We start from the raw sequence: 19106 nt of genomic DNA on the forward strand, positions 1-19106 counted from the left end.
GCCCCCGCGCCGCGCCCGCCGCTCCCCCGCCCGCCCGACGTCCCGCTACGGCGCCCGCTGTCCGCCTTCCAGGACGGCGATCTCCTCCTCCACCGCGGAGAGCTCTTCCTGCCGTCCCATGCGTTCCAGCTGTACCCGGTAGGACTTCAGCGTGTTGATGAGCAGCGGCTCCCTTCCGGCTTCCAGGGAGTGCATGCGGCGTGCCGCGTCGACCGCTTCGGCCCGCAGCGCGAGGGCCGTCTCGGGTCGGTCGGTGAACTCGTGCATGACGTACATGGACAAGGCGTGGGCCAGCAGGGGCAGATACGCCAGTGGGCTCACCTGGGCGAGCACTCGGTAGGCGGCGACCTCCTCCCGGGCCGTCGGGTGTACGTGGTAGAGGGCCACTTGTGCTCGGAGTATCGCGTCGTGACTGATGTGCGCCGTGTGAGTCATGACGATGATTCTGAAAGCCGCACAGGGGCCCGAACAAGGACAATCGACTGTGCCCTTGATCCTACGAAAACCCGCTCTGACCTGTCATGATGGACACGTCTTCACCCTGCGCCCACCCGGCGCCCCCCTCGGCGGTCGAGTCAGCCGGCGAGGAAGGACAGCCGGACCTGACGGCGGGGGTTGTCCCGGTTGGTGTCCGCCAACCTCCGTTAAGGCAACCCTGAGGACAGCTGACACGACCATCCTCGCCGAAGGGCTGGACGTGGTGGAGACGGTCACGTGCGAGCAAGAGGCACTTCATAGGGGTTCGGCTGCTGCGATCCAACGACGACACGACAGAACGGTCTTCCCGCAGCGCCCTGCGGGACATCGAGACCGGTCGGGCCATGCGTTGCTTGGACTAGCGCAAAGATCCAAAACCGGTCGGCCGTACCCGGATGGCGGCTACCGTGGCTGTGACGGATCACCTGAGTGCTGGGGGCGGCATGGGACTGGCGAACGAAAAGATCATTTCCCAGGTCGAGGACCTGCTGCGAGGCACGATCGTCATTCCCTCCATCCAGCGCGACTTCGTCTGGATGCGGCCTGATGTACGTGATCTCTTCGATTCCCTCTACCGGGGCTATCCGGTGGGTGCCCTGCTGCTGTGGAAGACCGGCCTGAACGTCCCGTTCAAAACTGCCGCTGTCGTCCAGACCGACAAAACGGCGGACCAGCCCCTCTATCTGCTGGACGGACAGCAACGGCTGACCTCCCTCGCCTGGGTCTACCGCCCGCAGTCGAAGGCCGACGGTCGGCACATAGACCTGCGCTTCGACGTGCGTACCGAGGAATTTGTGACTCCGAGCGCCGTGCAACGCAAGGATCCGCTCCTGATCCCGGTGTCGACGCTCCTGCAGGAGAACGTGCAGTTCTATCCGGTCCTCAACAAGGCCGGGGTGTCACCCGACGACCCGGACTTCGGCAGCTGGATGCAGCGGCTGCAGAAGGTGAACAACATCCGATTTCACCAGATCGCCGTCATCACCTATGAGTCCGACGACTACGAGGAGGTCGCCGAGCTCTTCGCCCGGCTGAACAAGGGCGGCCGGCGGCTGTCCAAAGGTGATCTCGTGTACAGCGCTATCGCGGCCCGCTGGTCCGCCGGCCTGGATACCATGGATACCTTTCACCAGGAACTGCGGGACAGCGACTTCGACCTGAACAGGGAAGCCGTCCTACGCCTCATGAGCCTCCTCGCGGGCACCGGCGCCCATCACATCAAGCTCATCGGAGCGGAGGTGGACGAGACTGCGCTGAAGGAGGCGTGGCACGCAACCGAGAGGGCCCTTCGCCTCGCCATCGACTTCCTGAAAGGCGAGTGCTCGATCCCCCGGTCCGAGATCCTCTCCTCGCCGAATGTCACGATCGTGCCTGCGCTGCTACTCCACCATCGGGGCGGCAAGCTGCGTCCGGGTGAGGCGCAGCTGCTGCGTCGCTGGGTGTACACGGCTATGGCCTTCAGCCACTACTCACTGCAGGTCGAGGGCAAGCTCGACGCGGAAGCCCGGCTGATCAGGTCCCGTGCCGGGGAGGACCTGTTCGCCGAGCTCATCCGCCGGGCCTCCGGTCCTCGCTCCCTGGAGAGCGCCCTCCACCCGAGGGACCTGGAGCAGAAGTACTCCACGCACGCCTTCTTCAAACTGCTCTACATCGCCGCGCTGCGGGACAGGGCGCGGGACTGGGCGACGAACATTGCCATCAACGATCAGCCGATGAACAGCGGTTCCAGGATCGAGTTCCACCACGTGTTCCCTCGCGCCCGGGTCCAGGGGACCTACGCGAAAGAGGAGTGGAACAGCCTCGCCAACCTGGCCTTCGTCACCGGTCGGACCAACAAGATGATCTCCTCCAGGCTGCCCGCCGACTACATGGGGGGCGTCGCGCCGGAGCGCCTGGCCGAACAGTGGATTCCCAGCACCCCGGAGCTGCGGTCCCTGGACCGGTTCCCCGACTTCCTGGCTGCGCGCAGGAACCTGCTGGCCAACGTCCTCAACGAGCTCCTGGGGCTGCCCGCCTACGCCGGGGGTGCCATCCGCCAGGACTCCGACGAGACGCCCGCCGACGAGACCGTGATCGCGGAAGATCCCTCCGCGCCCGCACTGGTCAAGGCAGACGTGCAGGCGTTGCGCACGGAGCAGGGCGTCGAGTTGCACGCCGTCTACGAAGGTCGGCGCACCACCGCCTACTACGATCCGCCGTCCCGCACCGTGACGGTCCCCTCCGGCCCCGGACGCGGCGTGTACGAGTCCCCCAGCGGGGCGGCGGTAGCCGTGGTGCGGTCTCTCAACCCGCGCGTCAACCCGAACCGCAACGGGTGGTCGTTCTGGACCGTCACGGCCACGGGGGCGCTCCTGCAAAGCATCCGGTGACGGACGGCAGCCACGGCTGTGCACGCTGTCTGCCGCCCGTCCACGTCAGACATCTCGATCAACAGCCCGAGGCTTCGCTCGTTGCGCTCCACAGCCATTACCCGATCGGTGACCAACTCGAAGAAGATCAGTGTTCAGCATGGATGCAGGTGCTATATCGCCAGCAGACCAAAAACCGGTCGGCAGCCTGACAACAGCCTCACTCCGGGGTCGGTTGGCGCGGCCGGACTTGCCATCCACAGTCCGCACCAAGTCGGGCGGCCTATCCAAGGAAACTCAACCCCACCCGCCGCTCCGCATCGTCGACGTTCGTGTTCGACCACCTCCGCTAGAACAACCCAAGAGTAGCCTGGCCGGCACTCAGCTCTTCTGGGTGTTCTCCAAGGGCGACACCGGAACTGCTGAGATTGCACCCCACCAGTCCCACCAGCAGGCAGCACTAGCGAACAGAAACCAGCACCCCCTTCCCATGACTCAAGGAGGAAAAATGCCCGCTACCGGACCAGCCACCTGTCTCGTCCCGTTCGCCCGGGCGAGCCACGAACACCTTGAGTCAATGCAGGACGTCACGCAGGCGCTCACGCCCACGTCCACCATCCTCGGGCCATACGACGTCCCGGCGTACGGGTACCTCCGGAACATCATCCTAGATGTCCATGCATTCGGCGGCTCCGGCACCGGCGTCACCGCGGCGGAAGACGCGCCATGGAGTGTGATCTCCGAGATCGCCCTCGTCGACACGAACGGAACGCCCGTCGTCGGCCCCTTCTCTGGGTATGACCTGTACCTCGTCAACAAGTACGGAGGATACGCCTACGCTTCAGACCCCAAGCTGTCACCGATGTATTCGGGTGCCGCAGCGTCCGACGGCGGTTTCCGGTTCTGCTTGCGAGTTCCCGTGGAGTTCTCCGCGCAAGATGGACTGGGAAGCCTCCCGAATACGAACGCGGCATCCACGTGGAAGGTCCGAATCACGCTCGCCCCTGCGAACCACGTCTACGGCACCACACCATCCCCCCTGCCCTCGGTGCGTGTCCGGATACACCTGGACGCATGGTCCCAGCCGTCACGGACAGATCTCCAGGGCAACACGATGGCCCAGGCACCACCGGCCGTCGGTACGACGTCTTACTGGTCCAAGATCATCCTTCCGGTATCGTACGGCTTCAATACGCTCCGGTTGCTGCGTGTGGGGGCACTCATCCGCAATCTGTTGTTCGTCTGTCGCAACGCGGCCGATTCGCGGTCGGAGGGTGACGCGATGTTCCCCGATACGACGTCGTTGCAGCGGCCGTTTCCTCACACGTGGTGTATCCCACTACACACGTGAACCGCGGTGCCGATGGTCGGCCAGTTGTGGGCCAGATGCCTGTGTCCCAGAGGCGGCCTTGTTCCAGGATCGGGTCACTCCGCCAGCACGATCGTATACGGTGCCGGCGTAAGCCGTGCCCGGTAGCGGCGGACGCCCCAGCTACGGTGCTCCAGTTCCGCCGCGACCAGCACCTCGGCTGTGTTCATGCAGTCGGGCACAAGCTCCACCAGCGCGGCCACCGGGTGATCGCCGACCAGCGGGAATCCTTTGACTCGTCGGAACTCCCACTGCGGGTTCGGCTGGGAAGCTCCGTGGCCCCGGACGATCCACTCCTCTCTCGTCGGTCCGGATGCCGGCGGCTTCTCCACCCCTACATCCAGCACTCCCGTCGTGACCGTGAAGCTGACGCCGGTCCCGAGGCCGGGGACCGGGTGGGTACGCTCGCCAGGGTCAATCAAGCGCGCGATCGGCTGTGCCTCACGCCCCGGTGTAGACAGTGCGACGCCCAGAGAGGCATGGCGGAATGCGCCTCTGCTCTCCGGTGTCTCAGGGCGAAACGAGCACACCATGAACAGTTGCCGGAACTCCCGGTCGGGGGCGGCACTCAGATAGGACAGCCAGCCGGCCGGCGCGCCCGCATGGTCGGCGGGCAGTAGGTCCCAGCCGAAGGTGAGCCTGCCACGCAGCGGTGCGTCATCCGCTGGGCTGCCGAGCGTACGCTCCGGCACGAGTTCGACGTCGTGCAGCCGAATCTCGGTCATGGGGTGGCTCCCTTGTTCCTACCGTGCACATATATGAACGCTCCCCAGTCACGGTACTGGGGATACGCGGCACGCGTGGCGAGTTGGGCACCGCGGAAGGCCTGCTCCGGGTCAGTGCCGCGCGCGACTCCTTGATGCAGGTGGTGGTAGAAGTACGTGGCCGGTTCCGGGCGAACGGGCCACAGGCATCCGACGACGGCCTGCGCTCCGGCGGTGATCAGTGCCGAAGGGATGCCACGAACGTTGTCACCGCGGTCGAATCGGCCGAGCGCCGACTCACAGGCGGCGAGCGTAACAAGACGGACGCCGCGCAGGTCGATATCCAGAAAGTCGTACGCGAATACGCGGCCGTCGTCGTCGCCGTCCGGCGTGAGATAGAGGCAGTGCATCCACGGCGCGTCCTCGTCCAGTGTCCCGTGTACGGCGATGTGGACGACGTCCCCTACGGACATCTCCGCGCGCAGCCTGTCGCGAGTGGCCGCACGACCGGTGAGGGCTTCAGCGGCTACCGCCTCGGCGACCTTCCTCGCATGCTCCTCCAGCGCCGGTTCGGCATGCAGACCGAAGGGAACACCGCCAGCAGCGGAGGCCAGCACAACGGTGCGGCCCTCACGCGCAGGTACTTCGGCGGGTGCCAGGGCTTCGAGGCCGGCGATCGTGGTGACCGTCCAGTCGTCGGCGATCATACGGCCGCCCCTGCGGCACAGCGGTAGGGGCAGGTAGTGCAGAGCACCGTGCGGCCAGGCCAGGATTCGGTCCTTGCCCTGGGCACGCCAGTTGTCCCACAGTTCGCTGCCGCCGAGCGGCAGGCCGACCGACTCCAGCAGCCGACTGCCCTCCGGTGTCACGTCGCCGAACAGCGGGTCGCGTTCGATCTCCGTCCGGATCGCCTCGACGCGGTCCGCATCCGGGTGCCGGTCGTCGTTCTGGTCCTCGCCCTCGCCGAGGTGCACCACGAGCTCCCTGCCCTGCCTGGTGACCGCGAGCAGCACGGTCGCGCCGTTCACCGCCGCGGGCAGGAACCACGTCAACAGCACCGTTCGATCGTCCAGCAGATCATGTGCCTTGGTCCAGATGTGGTGGACGTCGATGAGCGCTGTCGAACGCCGACGCAGCTCGTCGTCGATGAACGACGAGATGCGCCACCGCAGATTCCGGGCGATCTGTGTGTTGTCGTGGCCACCAGGGCGATGGTCGGCGTCCACCACGTTCAGCAGGTTCAGCAAGGCGCCGCCTGCGGCGGTGGGCTCCTCCCAGTCGCGCAACTTGCCGAGGAAGTGCTGGATGTGCGCGGGCAGCACGAGCGGGCCTTCGATGCGCCACCAGGCGCCCAGTTCCGAACCCTTGCCCGCTTGATGCAGGCCGAGTAACAGCCCCATCGGCAGCGTCTCACTTTCCGCGGTGAGCTGCCAGACCGCCGAGTGCACGAGGTCGCGCAGTATCGCGCCGAGTTCGGGCGCGCCGATGGTGTCGAAGTTCGGCGCATCCACGATGATCGCGTACAGCGCGTTCCTGAGTTCATCGCCGCGGAGGTTGCCCAGCTGCTGCACAAGCGGCACCAGGCTCGCTTGGGCCAATTCCTCGAAGCCGAGCGAGGCGTAGGAGAGAGCCGCATACGTGTAATAGCCCCATGGGAACGGGACAGGGCTGGAGACGGGCTCGCCCGCCTCCGCCGACTGGTAGTACAGATCGGCCGTGAGCAGCCGGACCTCTTCGTTCCGGGCGTCGCCCGCCTGACGCAGGAGAGTGAGCCCCCACTCCGGCTGCCCCCGGTCGCGGGCGTGTGCGGCCGCATGCAGCAGAGCCGCAGATCGCTGCGCCGGTGTCCAGAACTCCGGGATCGACACCGACAGTGCCTGGTGGGGGCCTGGGCATTCGCTCGGGTCGTCGGGCAACACGTGGAGCCTGGCCTCGATCAGTTGCCTGCGATGGGCAGAGGCCCACTGGATGTCGAGCTGCCCAGCCCAGTCCAACACGATTTGCAGCAGCCGTCGGTCGGCGCGTTCCCGGGCCAGGTTGACGCCTTGGCTGATCGCCTTCGCGGTCACCGTACTCCCGTGGGCGACGACGAAATCGGCCGGTCGCGTCCCGAATACCTCTATGAGCAGCCCGTCGATCATCTCTGGGGGCACCCCATCCACCGTCCTGAGGAGGAACAGCGCGAGGTCCGGCTCGTCGTAGGCGGAAGAGTCGTGCCATGCCGAGAGCGCGGCGCGAGCAGCACCACGGTGGACTCCCTCATCGTCCGCGAGGATCTGCGCCAGTATCGCCAGCAGCCGGGGCCTCCTCACCCCACCATCCAGCTCCAGCGCACGCACCACCAGGTGTCCCGCTTCTGCCACCAGCCGATGGGACTCTTTCTGGAAGGGTTCCTCTTCGGTGAACCACGTGCGGTACAGGCCCGCGGTCAGCCGAGCGGACCATGTGGTCAGCAGCGGCTCACGAGCGTAGTCGTCGGCGGCCGAGTCCTCCTGTCCCCTGGTGGCCATCCGCAACCGAGCGGCAGCCAGCAGCGCGGCTTCCAGGTCGGCGGTGTCGCTCAGTTGGTCGATGAGCCGAGCCGCCAAGGCTTCGGACTCCTCGAACACCCTGCGGTCGCACCGGTCCGCTAGAAGTTGGACGCCCGCCTCGACGGTCTGGAACGCCGCGGCCCGCCAGGCAGCCTCCATCGCGCAGGCGTCGGCGACCTCGGCGACCAGTCGCCAGTAGACGTACATGAACTCCACCAGGCCGCGGTGATCGAGGAACTCGTCCCGGAACAGCAGATCCACCATCGCCTCGGTGGACATCGCGCCGTGCTCCGCCAGGGCCTGCCGCATCTCCTCCACTTCGCGCGCCCGTCGCTTCGCCTCGTCCAGCGACATAATCCGGTCGCGCACGTACTGGGCCAGTTCCATGAGCACGCCGACCGGGTCGATGACGAAGGTGACCGTCGGCCTGCCGTCCGCCTCGCGGTCAGGCTCACCGAAGCGCACCAAGCCGGCACACACCTTCCCTCGCCGCGTTTCGAAGATCAGCGAGCCGAGTGGATCGTCTGTGGCAGGCAGCACGTGGGACACGACCAGCATGACGCAGCCCGAGGCATCCGCCGCCTCCCGCCACCCCGCCGGCCGTTCCACGTCGAGGTCGTGCACGAAGAGCGCGCCGTCGGGGTCCAGGACGGACAGCACACCTTCTTCGTCTAGCGTCACACACCACCGGGGGGAGAGGGGGTGGTTGAACGGCAAGTCGTCCAGTGAGAGGAGCACCGGGAGGCCCCGCGCGTACGCGCGGGTGAACAGGCTGCCTCCTGACCCGCCACCAGTGAAAAACGTGCTGATGCCGGCCAGGCCGACGGCCAGGCCGGCATGCCGGACGCCCTCCACATCAGCGAGGAACGCCCACCCGGTGACCTCGCGTGACAGTCTCACGCCATCCCCCTTCGCGCTGCCAGCCATCGACAGGTTCAACGGTGGCACAGACAACAGCCGAACCAGCCGGTTCCCAGGCACGGGACGATCACCTCAAGGGCGGCAACATGCGTGCCGCCCCATGCGCAAAGGCGGTGCGCTCGGTGCAACCGGAAGGCTCACTCGTGGGAAGGTAGATCGGAGACGCTCAGCACGAGCGCCGCGGTGAGGATCTGTGGCGGCTTCGAGGACATCTGCTGCTGCTGGTCGAGCAGTTCGAGCCGCTTGCGGAGCCGCACATCGAGCTCGACGGCTTTGCGGCGGAGGCTCTCGGAAGACTCCCTGGGCTTCTCACCCCTCCGCTCCCTCTCGGAGGCCGCCGTGGCGTCGAGGAGCAGCCGCTCGCTCTCCGAGGTCAGACGCTTGGTCACCAGATCACGGGTCTTGGTCAACTCTGCCAGGCGACGGGGCTGGACTTCTGCCAGGTACTCGGGAAGCTGGTTGGCGATGATCCAGCTGGCCGCCTTGGACTCGGCGTCTGCCAGCCAAGGCAGTCCTTGCACGACGTCGGGCGCCACGCCATCGGGCGCCGCGGCGCAGTCGAGGTAGGGCGCGGGGCCGGCCGGGTGCACGGTACCGCGGCTGTCGACGTAGGCGTAGGAGAACCGTCGGGCCACCGACTCGCCTGAACCGTCCACGACCTCTTCGACGACCCCGACGAGGAGGTGCGGTGCGTCGAGACCGGCCGAGACGAGGACGGTGCCCCGGTTGAGGGCGTTCCCGGAGTTCCGGATGGTTTCCGCCATGACGGCGTCGTGCAGCGGGTGGCCGGGGGCGAGCAGGTCGGTGTGAGCACGGTCGTCGGGCTGGACCCGGCCGAGGTCGAAAGTGACGTGGTCGTACTTGGTGGCGATGGGACCGTCACCCGCTGATCGGACCTGCTGCGGCACCTGGGCGATCTCGTGACGGCCCTGTGCCCGCTTGACGATCCGACCGCCAAGCCGGGTGAAGGCGTCCTTGAAGGTCGATTCGATGTCGTGCGGCTCAAGACGCCGGGCGCGAGCATCGTCCATGGTGGCGCGCAGAACACGGAGATCGGCATCCGAGAGGTGCTCCGAAGCGAGTGCGCGTTCGTCCAGGAGGCTCTTGAGGCCGTCTCCGACGGTGCTGTCGATGACCTCGTGCATTCTTCCCTTGACGGCCGGCTGCTCCCCGTACTGGATCGCCTCGAGGAGCAGGTCTCGCAGCGGGGTCTCGGCGAATGCCTCTCCCAGGACGTCGAAAACCTTCCCGCCGTACGTCTCGCGCATCTGGTCGAGTTTCTCCAGCAGGCGGGTGAAGACCTCGCCCTCGCGGGTGTTGGAGGCGACGAGGTTCCAGAGCCGACAGACCTCCTCTTGGCCGATGCGATGGATACGGCCGAAGCGCTGCTCGATGCGGTTGGGGTTCCAGGGCAGGTCGTAGTTGATCATCAGGTGTGCGGCCTGCAGGTTGAGGCCCTCGCCTGCGGCGTCGGTGGCCAGCAGGATCCGGACGTCACTGTTCTTGGTGAATTCCTCGGTGATCTGCCGGCGTTCTGCCCGGCGTACGCCGCCGTGGATGGCCTTGACGGCATCATCCCTCCCCAGCAGCGAGCCGATCTTGGCCTGCAGATAACGAAGGGTGTCACGGTGCTCGGTGAAGACGATCAGTTTCCGCGGGTTCCCTTCGGCGTCCGTCACCAGCGCGTGGTCCCTGAGGAGGGCGGACAGCTCGGTCCACTTGCGGTCCGTGCCCGCCTCGCGGACCCTCTGCGCCGTCCGCACCAACGTCCTCAGCTCGACGAGTTCGGCGTCGAGCTCCTCGACCGTCCGTGCCGCCGTCGCGGCATCGAGCAGTTCCTCCTCGATCTCCTCGATCTCCTGGGCGTCGAAGTCGTCGCGGTCGAAGGAGGCGAGGTCGACGGTGGGCATGCTCTCGCGACGGGTGCCGTCGAGGATCTCCTGCTTCCTGCGCTCCAGGCGCTCGGTACGCCGCATGAGGCTCTTGTAGATCGCCTCGGGGCTGGAGGCCAGCCGTCGCTGCAGCACGGTGAGTGCGAAACCCACGGTGTTCTTCCGTGTGCCGCCGATGCGGTCGGCGCGGTTCATCCCTTCTCGGACGTAGTGGGTGACGTCCTCGTAGAGGTCGTACTCGAGCGCCGTGAGCTCGTAGGGGACGGTCTCTGCCAGGCGCTCGGGAAAAAGTTTCCTGCCCTCGAAGGTGAGCAGGTCCTCCTTGATCATCCTCCGCATGATTCCGCCGACGTCGGCACTCTTCTTCTGCCTGCCCTCGAACCGGTCGCGGTCCAGCAGGGTGAGGAAGAGCTGGAAGTCCTCTTCCTTTCCCGAGTGCGGGGTCGCGGTCATCAGGAGCAGGTGGCGTGTGATCTCCCCGAGCATCTCGCCGAGCTGGAAACGCTTGGTCTTCTCCACTTTGCCGCCGAAGTAGTGACCACCCATCCGGTGCGCCTCGTCCACGACGATCAGGTCCCAGTCGGTCTCCCTGAGCTGTGCCTTCAGGTGTTCGTTGCGGGAGAGCTGGTCCATGCGGGCGATGAGGAGCGGGTGGGCCTCGAAGACATTGAGGTGGAGCTGCGAGTCGGCGAGCTGGTTCGTGAGCAGGTCGAAACGGAGTCCAAACTTGAAGAAGAGCTCGTCCTGCCACTGATCGACCAGACCTCCTGGAGCCACGACGAGGCACCGTCTGACGTCATCGCGCAGCAGGAGCTCCTTGATGTAGAGCCCGGCCATGATCGTCTTTCCCGCACCCGGGTCGTCGGCGAGCAGGAAGCGCAGCGGTGTACGGGGCATGAGCTCGCCGTACACGGCGCGAATCTGATGTGGAAGCGGCTGGACGTCGCTGGTCGTCACGGCCAGCATCGGGTCGAAGAGGCCGGCCAGCGAGATCCGCTGAGCCTCGGCGGCCAGCTTGAAGTCACGGACGTTCGCGTCGAAGGCACGGCTGCCGCTGCGTGCGATGCTCAGCCTGTCCTCGTCCCTCCGGAAGACGATCTGCTGGTCGAGGGCGCCCCCGGCTGTCTTGAAGGTCAGCTCGACCGCGTCCCTGCCATGGGGCTGGGCGGCGATGAGCGTGACGACCTCCGCCGGTACGAGTCCGTCTATCCGCAACCCCGGCTTGAGCTCCTCGAGCAGCACCTGCACAACCTCCGCTTGGCAGCCTGCGAACGCTACTCGGGCGTTCCGGCGATGTCGTGATCCCGTCGACGTGATCGATCGGGGTCGCTAATCTTCCCAGAGGTCATGCGAGTCGGCGGGGGCAATGGAACGAGAAGCACGTCATCACCTGCGCGGTGTGGTGGACGACGTCAGCGGTTGGCACAAGCTCGCGGCGGGGATCGCCGAGCAGCGAAGGCCCGTCGAGTCAGCGGCGGAGGACGCCGCCAGGCAGCTCCTCGGCCGCGTGGTCCCGCTCGGGAGCAAGACCGCCACCTCATGGCGCGTCCTGCAGGTCTCACCCTCCGATACCGGCCTGGTGACCGCCCTGGCTTGCCACCAAGCCCTTCCGACCATCACAGCTGACGGCCGAGAGGGCATCCGTCGGCTGACCGGCGACGCCGGCCGGGCGTTGGCGGCCGTCCGCGCGCTGTTCGGTGCCCGCCGGATCTTCTCGGGCAAGAGCCGCAAGGAGGAAGCGGAGCAGGCTGCCTCTTGGATCCTGTCCCTCCATGAGGAGGTCACGAGCACCCGACTCGTACCCGAGCTGGAAGGCCTGGCAGCGTGGGGCGGGAAGGCCGTCCCGGCCGTCGGGCCCTCGGCCGTGCTCGACGAACAGGTCGGCCTCACCCCGCGCCTCGGCTCCGGAGCCGAACTGATCGGCCGGCATGAGCTGGATCCCGCCAGGGCCGCGCTCACCTCCATCGAACGCGCTCTGCACCGCGAGAGCGAGTTTAGAGCGACTGTCAAGGACGCCGGCAACGCCGTCCGGAAGACCGAGGTGCGCAAGCTGGTCGCCGAGATGCCCGTCGAACGGCTAAAAGACGCAACCAGCGGCCAACTGCGCATCACGGCGCTGCTCGATGCCGGAATCCGGACCGTGCAGCAGGTCCTCGACCAACGGTCGCGGATCCGGTCGCTGCCCGGCGTCGGAGACACCACGGGAAACCGGATGGTCGGTGCTGCACAGAGCATCTGGCAGACCACGATGGACGAGATGCCGATCCGCATCGACATCAAGAACCGCTCACAGGCCACCACGAAGCTCCTCACGTCGATGCGGGCCTGGGACGCGGCGCGATCGATCCGCAGCGCGATGTCGGACCTGGCCGCCGCCGACGCGGTACGACCGCTCCTCCAGAACCTCGCGCCCCAGACCTCCCACGTGGTGCTCCTCCCCCGCGCCCGGGCCGTCGCCGAGCTGCGTACCGCACTGGCGGCCGTCGAACGGCGCGGGGCCGTCCTCGGCGGCGAGAACAGCGCTGCGGGCGGTGACCCCTGGGAGGACTTCCTCTCCCGGCCGGCCGACTACTATGCGATGCTCGCGGAGCTCGGATTCCTGGCCGACGACGCCGAGAAGAGCCAGGGCGACCTGCCGGCCGACATCGTCGAGGCAGTCAGACAGCTCACCCTCGACACCACCCATCTCAAGGCGTCCCTGCGCGGGTACCAGTCCTTCGGCGCCCGCTTCGCGCTCGTACAGCAGAAGGTCGTCATCGGCGACGAGATGGGCCTGGGGAAGACGGTCGAATCCCTCGCAGTGCTCGCCCACCTGCGCGCCAAGGGCTCCTCCCACTTCCTGGTGGTGTGCCCGGCGGCCGTCGTCACCAACTGGGTCCGCGAAGTCCAGGCCAAATCGGCTCTGCGGGCATACCGTCTCCACGGACCCGCTCGCGACGACGCGCTGAAGTCCTGGATCCGCAGCGGCGGAGTCGCCGTCACCACCTACGACATCCTCGGATGGTTGGAAGGCCGGATACCCGTACGCGCCCAACCGGCGTGCCTGGTGTTCGACGAGGCGCACTACATCAAGAATCCGCACGCCAAACGGACCCAGCGCTCCACAGCCCTGATACAGCGCTCCGCGCGGGCAGTCCTCCTCACCGGGACCCCGCTGGAGAACCGGATCGAGGAATTCCGCAATCTCATCGGCTACCTCCGGCCGGATCTGCCGATCGACGCCTCGGAGATCTCCCCTCGCCAGTTCCGGAAGCAAGTGGCACCGGCCTACCTGCGACGCAACCAGGAAGACGTCCTGACCGAGCTCCCGGAGCGGCTGGACATCGACGAGTGGCTGCCGATGTCCAGCGCCGATCAGCAGTACTACCGAGCGGCGGTGGTCGAAGGCAACTTCATGGCCATGCGCCAGGCCGCCCTGCGGGCCGGGGACAAATCCGAGAAGATGCAGCGTCTCGTCGACATAGTCCGGGAGGCGGAGGAGAACCAGCGCAAGGTACTGGTCTTCTCGAATTTCCGTGACATCCTCGACGCGGCGGCGTCGCACCTTCCGGGGAAGGTGTTCGGGCCTCTGTCGGGCTCAGTGCCCGCCGCGGCGCGGCAGACCATGGTCGACGATTTCTCCCAGGCTCCCGCTGGAGCCGTCCTCGTCGCACAGATCGTGGCGGGTGGCGTCGGTCTGAACATCCAGTCGGCATCGGTCGTCGTGATCTGTGAACCCCAGCTCAAACCGACGATCGAGTGGCAAGCCATCGGCCGCGCCCACAGGATGGGGCAGCTCGAATCAGTGCAGGTGCACCGTCTGCTCTCCGAAGAGGGAGTCGATCAGCGCATCATTGAGATCCTGGCACGCAAGAAGCAGCTTTTCGCGGACTTCGCTCGGGTCTCCGAGACGGCGGACAGCGCTCCGGAAGCATTCGACATCACGGACGCCGAGCTGACACGGGAGATCGTGGCAGCGGAGCGTGAGCGCCTGCTCCAGACGGCTGGGGAAGGCTAGGGCCTGTCGCGAAAGTGGATCTAGACGCGAGGACGACGGCGCGCTCGGGGGTCGCCGACGCCCCGCCCCGCGGTAGGCGGTCACCGTGGGGCAGGACTGCCCGGTCGGCTATACAGGCCTCCATCGTGAAGCGGTTCTCGTCGTTCGGGTCGTCGAGGTCCCAGACGCCTTCGTGGCCGTAGGAGACGAGGAGCTTGCCCTCGTCGCGCATCTTGTAGCCGGTGCTGAGGCAATCAACCATGATGCGGCCAAGCCGGTCGACGGCCGCGGCCACGAGCCCGTCGTACTTGCCCCGCTCGTCACGGAGCCACGGAGCCACGGACCGAGCTTCGGACGGGTCATCGGGTCGGTGGCACCGGACACCTCCCAATCGTCCGCCCAGTCGATGATGTGCCCGCCGATGGCGGCAGCAGCCGTCAGCACGTCCTCCCGCTGCCGCTCGGGCGAGGTCGTGGCGGCCTTGACCCGCGACAGTCGGCGTACTCCGAGCAGGCACTTTCCGCAGCCGTCGTACGGCCGCTCGATCTCGTCCATGGTGGTACCGCGCATCTTTCTCCCGTTTCGCCGGAGCGTAAGGAGATCGGCGGCCGCACCCAGGACGATCTTGATCCGCTCCCGATCAGCCCAGGAAGCTCAACCGCACTTGACGGTTGTTTTTGTCTTTATTGGTGTCCACGAGGGTGACGGACTGCCAGGTTCCGAGTTCCAGCGTCCCGTCGATCACCGGAAGCGTCGCGTGGGGCGGGACGATCGCGGGCAGGACGTGGTCGCGGCCGTGGCCCGGGGAGCCGTGCCGGTGACGCCACCGGTCGTCGGCCGGCAGCAGGGACTGCAGGGCGGTCAGCAGATCGTCGTCACTGCCCGCTCCCGTCTCGATGACGGCGAGCCCGGCGGTCGCGTGCGGCGTGAAGATGTTGAGCAGTCCGCTCCGGCCGCGCGCCACCTCTCCGAGGAAGGCGGCACAGTCGGAGGTCAGGTCGTGGACGGTCTCCCGGTCCCCGGTCGTCACGTCGATGGTGCGCGATACGAAGGTGTCGGCCATGGGGCCATCCTCCCGCCACACCGCTGCGCGGCGGCGCAACCGGGCCGGTGCCGGCGGCAGGCGGGCGACCCGGACGCCTACGATGGTCACGGGGGTTGGTCACGGACGGGGGGCGCGCCGGTGTCGGAGGTGCGCGGGCTCCGGGCATGCCGATGGCGGAGCTGAAGGCCCTGAAGGAGGGGCTCGTCGCACTCGACGTGGCCGCCGGGGCGCTGGAGGCGGTGCGCACCGCCGACCGGGGCGGGCCGGTGCGGGACGCCGAGGAGCGGGCCGCAGTCGCGGAGCTGTTGCAGGTCGCCGCGTGGATCACCTTCGACGCCGAACAGCAGTCGGCTTCACGATGGTTGCACCTGCGGGCACGGGAACTGGCGCGCGGGGAAGGCGAGTCCGGACCGGCCGAGGTCGAAGCCCTCATCCTCGCGGTGCTGTCGATGCAGGAGGAACACCTGGGCCGGCCGGCGTGTTCGCTGCGCATCGCCAGGTCCGTACTGGCGCGCGGGGACCTTCCGGGCCGGGTGGCGGCGATCTTCCATGTGCGCGCGGGGCGGGCCCTGGCCCGTCTGGGGCAGGGCCCGCGGGCCGAACGGGCCCTGCGCACCGCCGGTGAACTCCTCGCGGACGGATCCTCGGTCCGGGATCCGGCCTGGGCCTGGTGGTTCGACCGGGCCGGACTCGACGGCCACGAGGGGCTGGCGCGGGCCGCCCCCGGGGATCCGGAGGGTGCCGCCGCCCTGCTGTACGGCGCCGCGCACGCCGGTGGCGACGGCCCCGCCTACCGGGTGCTGTTCGCGGCCGAGCTCGCCCGCGTCCTGGCCCGGACCGGCGACTGGCGCGAGGCCGGGGCGGCGATGTCCGGCCTGGCCGGCGCCGTGCCGGGCGTCGGGTCCGTACGTGCGTTACGGGTGAGGGGCGATGCGGTCCGGCTCGTCGGGCGGGGGCACGGGGTGCCGCGCCGCACCCGGGACACCGCCCGCGAGCTGGGCCGCGTCCTGAGCGGCCTGCGCGGCCGGTGAGCGGTCCCGGACCACCGAAGGGTCGTGCTCCATGCAGACCAGGTCCTCGCGCGGGTCCCACGATCCGGTCGTCCGGAAACCGGAGCGTTCGTACACGGCGATCGCGGATGTCCGCCACCTCCAGACGGACAGGCGGACGGTGGTCACGTCGCGGTCGGTGCAGTGGGCGAGCGCCGCACGGAGGAGCACGGTGGCGATACCGCGCCCCCGTCGAGCCGGATCGGTCCACACCCGCTTGATCTCCGCGGTCCCCGCGTCCGGAGCGGTCACCACGAGACAGCCCGCCGGTACGCCGTCGTCGACGGCCAGGAACACCGTGTCGTCCGCGAAGGCGGTCCTCGGGTCCTGGATTTCGGCCCGGTAGCGCGCGGGCAGTCCGGTCGCGTCCGCGACGGGGAGTCCCTTCTCCGCTTCCGTCATCAAGTGATAGTCCGTCAGCATGGCTGCCACCGCTGCTGGTTCGCCGATGTGGCGGCCCGTGCTGCGGACGACGGCCGGCGGGGTGTGCGGGGTCATGGCGAGATCATGCCATCCCCGGCTCACTGCACGCTGAGACGGTGCGGGTGGGCCGGGTCGTGGGGGCAGGCGAAGACGTTGAGCTTGCCGAAGTTGCCGACGGCCACCCCGGTCGGCCGGTTCGCGTCGCCCCCTGCCCCGGTCTCGACCCCGGCCGCGGCCCCGGCGGGCAGCGGGCGCCAGCTCTCGCTGTCGGAGCGCCACTCGTACGAGTCGACCGTCAGCAGCAGCCGCATGCCGTGACCGCAGGCGTGGCAGTCCATGCTCCCGGGGCCGGTGACGTTCCATGCCGGGTGCCCGCCGGCCTTCCAGCCGGGGGCGACCGACAGGTCGCTCTGGTAGCTCGGCAGGGAGAAGTCCTCGTCCTCGTCCTCCGCCTCGTACGCGGCCTCCTCCTGCGCGTCCTCCCACTCCCCGATGCGCTCGCCGAGCTCGCCGGTCAGCGACTCGATGTACGGGTACTCGGTGACCTGCTCCGGGTGGAGCACGCAGGGCGCGGGCACGTAGCCGTCGAAGCCGACGTGGGCGGGTTCCGGCTGCGGGGCCAGGACCTCGCGGACCTCTGCGGAACGCCGCCACCTCAGCCGCACGTACATGCCGTGCCCCGTGGGCCCGTGGAGGTCGAAGGGGCACCAGAACACCTGGAGCAGGTCGCAGCCGACGGGGCCCGCGGCCAGGTCCGGGACGTCCCGCGCATGGAGCTGGGCCACCGCCAGCAGCGGCCCGCTGTGCCGGTGCTCCTCGTCGCACGCCGGCCACGGTTCGTCGGCCGGCCACAGCAGCGGGCCGCCGACGTGGCTGTCGCGCGCCGTCGGGCGTCCGGGGCGGGGATGCAGCCGGGTGGCCGTCGCGCGGTGGGCGGCCAGTCCGGGGAACAGGGCCTCGATGTCGAGCGGCCGCGGCGGAGTCGTGAAGATCATGCGGCCGAACCTACAAGGCGGGGACGCGGGGTGCGTTCTACGGGTGTGGGAAGGCAACCCCAGCGGGCATACCTTTCATACTTCCCCCCACCGCTCGTGCAGCCTTCGGTTGAAAGGATGATCGGTGACCTCTCAAAGCATTCATCAGTCCTCTACAGGGCATGGACCGGTCCTCCGTGGCGAGCCGGCGGTGGAGTGGGCGACGGGCCTGGTGATGGCCCTGGCACCTTGCGGGGCCCGTGAGGCGCGGCTCGTGCTGGCGGCCGCCGCCGAGCTCGTCCACGTCCCGGTGGCGGACCTCGCGGCCGCGGTGGTCGCGGGCGCGCACGGGGCACCCGTACCCGCCCCGTGGGAGCGGGCCCTGCGCCGGGCGGTGGAGGCGCTGCGGAGCCCCCGGCCCGGACCGGAGGGCGGGCGGGGCATCGGCCTGTTGCCCAGCCGGGCCCGGACCGAGGACGCCCTGGCCCGGTTCCGGGCGTCCCGGGAGCGGCTCGCCGCCACCCCGGGGGATGCGACGGCCCGCAGCACCATGGACGACGCCGCCTACACCCTGTGCGTGCTCATGGGCCGGTCGACCGTCCACGAGGCCGTCCTGGCCGCCGAGCGGCACCTGGCAGGGCCGGACTGACCGTCCCCGCCGGTACCACGGCCTCAGGTGTCGTCGTCGAGTGCGGAGGCGAAGCCGATGCACTCGACGTCGATCTGGTCGGCGAGCTCCGCCAGCACTCCGGACAGGTCGCGGGCGGTCTGCCCGTCTCCGCGCAGCTCGCCGGATTCGGCCGAACGCTCCCAGTCCGCCGCGAGGCGGCGCAGGAGGGTGGTCACGTGGTCGGCGGGGATCAGCATCACGCCGTCGACGGCGGGGATCAGCGGTATCGACACATGGATCATGGCAAGCCCTCCCGGAGAACCTTGTCCGCGGCGGCTACCCGGTGGGCGGCGGGCCAATCACCGGTGGCGGCCCGGAACGGGTCGTGTGCGGCGGCGGGCACCGGGTAGGCGCCGGGCGTACCGGATCGTCCGCACACCGCCAAGGAGTGATCATGCCGCGCGGTTCCAGCCCCAAGCGTGAACGCCAGTACGAGCACATCAAGGAGAGCGCCGAGGCGCGCGGCGAGAGCCCGGAGCGGGCGAAGGAGATCGCCGCGCGGACCGTGAACAAGGAACGGGCCAGGGCCGGTGAGTCCGAGACCGCGAGCAGGACGTCGCTGGAGGACATCTCCTCCGGCCGGCGCGGCGGACTGCGGTCGCACAAGGGAGCCGGGGGCCCGACCTACGACCAGCTCTACGAGGAGGCCAGGCGCAAGAACGTGCACGGCCGTTCCTCGATGAACAAGGCCGAGCTCAAGCGGGAGCTGGGCCAGTGACGACGAAGG

The 19106-nt window shown here is 68.4% G+C and carries 14 protein-coding genes; 6 read left to right on the forward strand and 8 right to left on the reverse strand.

Annotated features, from left to right (window positions below; genetic code table 11):
* Positions 1-45: 45 nt before the first annotated feature.
* The gene (locus tag IH80_RS0109180) at positions 46-435 is read right to left on the reverse strand and encodes a hypothetical protein (RefSeq protein ID WP_158943342.1); all 390 of its coding nucleotides are present in this window, start codon (positions 433-435) and stop codon (positions 46-48) included.
* A 437-nt stretch (positions 436-872) separates the two neighbouring features.
* On the opposite strand from IH80_RS0109180, the gene IH80_RS0109185 reads away from it, so the two are divergent.
* Both IH80_RS0109185 and IH80_RS0109190 read left to right on the forward strand, forming a co-directional pair.
* Positions 873-2846 (forward strand): GmrSD restriction endonuclease domain-containing protein, encoded by a 1974-nt coding sequence (locus IH80_RS0109185; protein ID WP_234432171.1) that lies wholly within the window; start codon positions 873-875, stop codon positions 2844-2846.
* 487 nt (positions 2847-3333) lie between these two features.
* A complete protein-coding gene (locus IH80_RS0109190) occupies positions 3334-4176 on the forward strand; it encodes a hypothetical protein (RefSeq protein ID WP_030959106.1) in 843 nt (280 codons plus the stop codon).
* Positions 4177-4250: 74 nt separating this feature from the next.
* On the opposite strand, the gene IH80_RS0109195 is transcribed toward IH80_RS0109190, so the two are convergent.
* The 3 genes from IH80_RS0109195 to IH80_RS0109205 form a co-directional block, all read right to left on the reverse strand.
* Complete coding sequence (locus tag IH80_RS0109195) at positions 4251-4919, reverse strand: hypothetical protein (protein ID WP_030959108.1); 669 nt, start codon at positions 4917-4919, stop codon at positions 4251-4253.
* Positions 4916-8329, reverse strand: coding sequence for a CHAT domain-containing protein (locus IH80_RS0109200; RefSeq protein ID WP_158943344.1), 3414 nt, complete (start codon positions 8327-8329; stop codon positions 4916-4918). Before IH80_RS0109200 ends, IH80_RS0109195 begins: the two co-directional genes overlap by 4 nt.
* Before the next feature lie 158 nt (positions 8330-8487).
* Positions 8488-11484, reverse strand: a complete 2997-nt coding sequence (locus tag IH80_RS0109205) for a helicase-related protein (protein ID WP_234432172.1) — start codon at positions 11482-11484, stop codon at positions 8488-8490.
* A gap of 124 nt (positions 11485-11608) precedes the next feature.
* Here IH80_RS0109205 and IH80_RS0109210 point away from each other — a divergent pair, with 124 nt between their 5' ends.
* Complete coding sequence (locus IH80_RS0109210; RefSeq protein ID WP_030959112.1) at positions 11609-14239, forward strand: DEAD/DEAH box helicase; 2631 nt, start codon at positions 11609-11611, stop codon at positions 14237-14239.
* A 619-nt stretch (positions 14240-14858) separates the two neighbouring features.
* Here the strand turns inward: IH80_RS0109210 and IH80_RS0109215 are convergent.
* Entirely contained in the window at positions 14859-15281 is a 423-nt protein-coding gene (locus tag IH80_RS0109215) for a secondary thiamine-phosphate synthase enzyme YjbQ (RefSeq protein WP_030959115.1), read from the reverse strand.
* Positions 15282-15427: 146 nt separating this feature from the next.
* Here IH80_RS0109215 and IH80_RS43615 point away from each other — a divergent pair, with 146 nt between their 5' ends.
* Positions 15428-16294: a hypothetical protein gene (locus tag IH80_RS43615; protein ID WP_030959116.1), complete on the forward strand. Its 867-nt coding sequence runs from the start codon at positions 15428-15430 to the stop codon at positions 16292-16294.
* On the opposite strand, the gene IH80_RS42020 is transcribed toward IH80_RS43615, so the two are convergent.
* Both IH80_RS42020 and IH80_RS0109230 read right to left on the reverse strand, forming a co-directional pair.
* Positions 16178-16810 carry a GNAT family N-acetyltransferase gene (locus tag IH80_RS42020; protein WP_078906397.1) on the reverse strand — a complete coding sequence of 211 codons (633 nt, stop codon included), beginning with the start codon at positions 16808-16810 and terminating at the stop codon, positions 16178-16180. The genes IH80_RS43615 and IH80_RS42020 overlap by 117 nt on opposite strands.
* Before the next feature lie 23 nt (positions 16811-16833).
* Positions 16834-17730 carry a hypothetical protein gene (locus IH80_RS0109230; protein ID WP_030959119.1) on the reverse strand — a complete coding sequence of 299 codons (897 nt, stop codon included), beginning with the start codon at positions 17728-17730 and terminating at the stop codon, positions 16834-16836.
* A gap of 190 nt (positions 17731-17920) precedes the next feature.
* On the opposite strand from IH80_RS0109230, the gene IH80_RS45305 reads away from it, so the two are divergent.
* Complete coding sequence (locus tag IH80_RS45305) at positions 17921-18358, forward strand: DUF5133 domain-containing protein (protein ID WP_234432173.1); 438 nt, start codon at positions 17921-17923, stop codon at positions 18356-18358.
* Between the two features lie 23 nt (positions 18359-18381).
* Here the strand turns inward: IH80_RS45305 and IH80_RS0109240 are convergent, their stop codons facing one another.
* Positions 18382-18621, reverse strand: a complete 240-nt coding sequence (locus IH80_RS0109240; RefSeq protein ID WP_030959122.1) for a DUF6213 family protein — start codon at positions 18619-18621, stop codon at positions 18382-18384.
* 152 nt (positions 18622-18773) lie between these two features.
* Here IH80_RS0109240 and IH80_RS0109245 point away from each other — a divergent pair, with 152 nt between their 5' ends.
* The gene (locus tag IH80_RS0109245) at positions 18774-19097 is read left to right on the forward strand and encodes a hypothetical protein (protein WP_030959123.1); all 324 of its coding nucleotides are present in this window, start codon (positions 18774-18776) and stop codon (positions 19095-19097) included.
* Positions 19098-19106 lie beyond the last annotated feature (9 nt).

The organism is Streptomyces sp. NRRL S-378 (genome assembly GCF_000720645.1).
Lineage (GTDB): Bacteria > Actinomycetota > Actinomycetes > Streptomycetales > Streptomycetaceae > Streptomyces.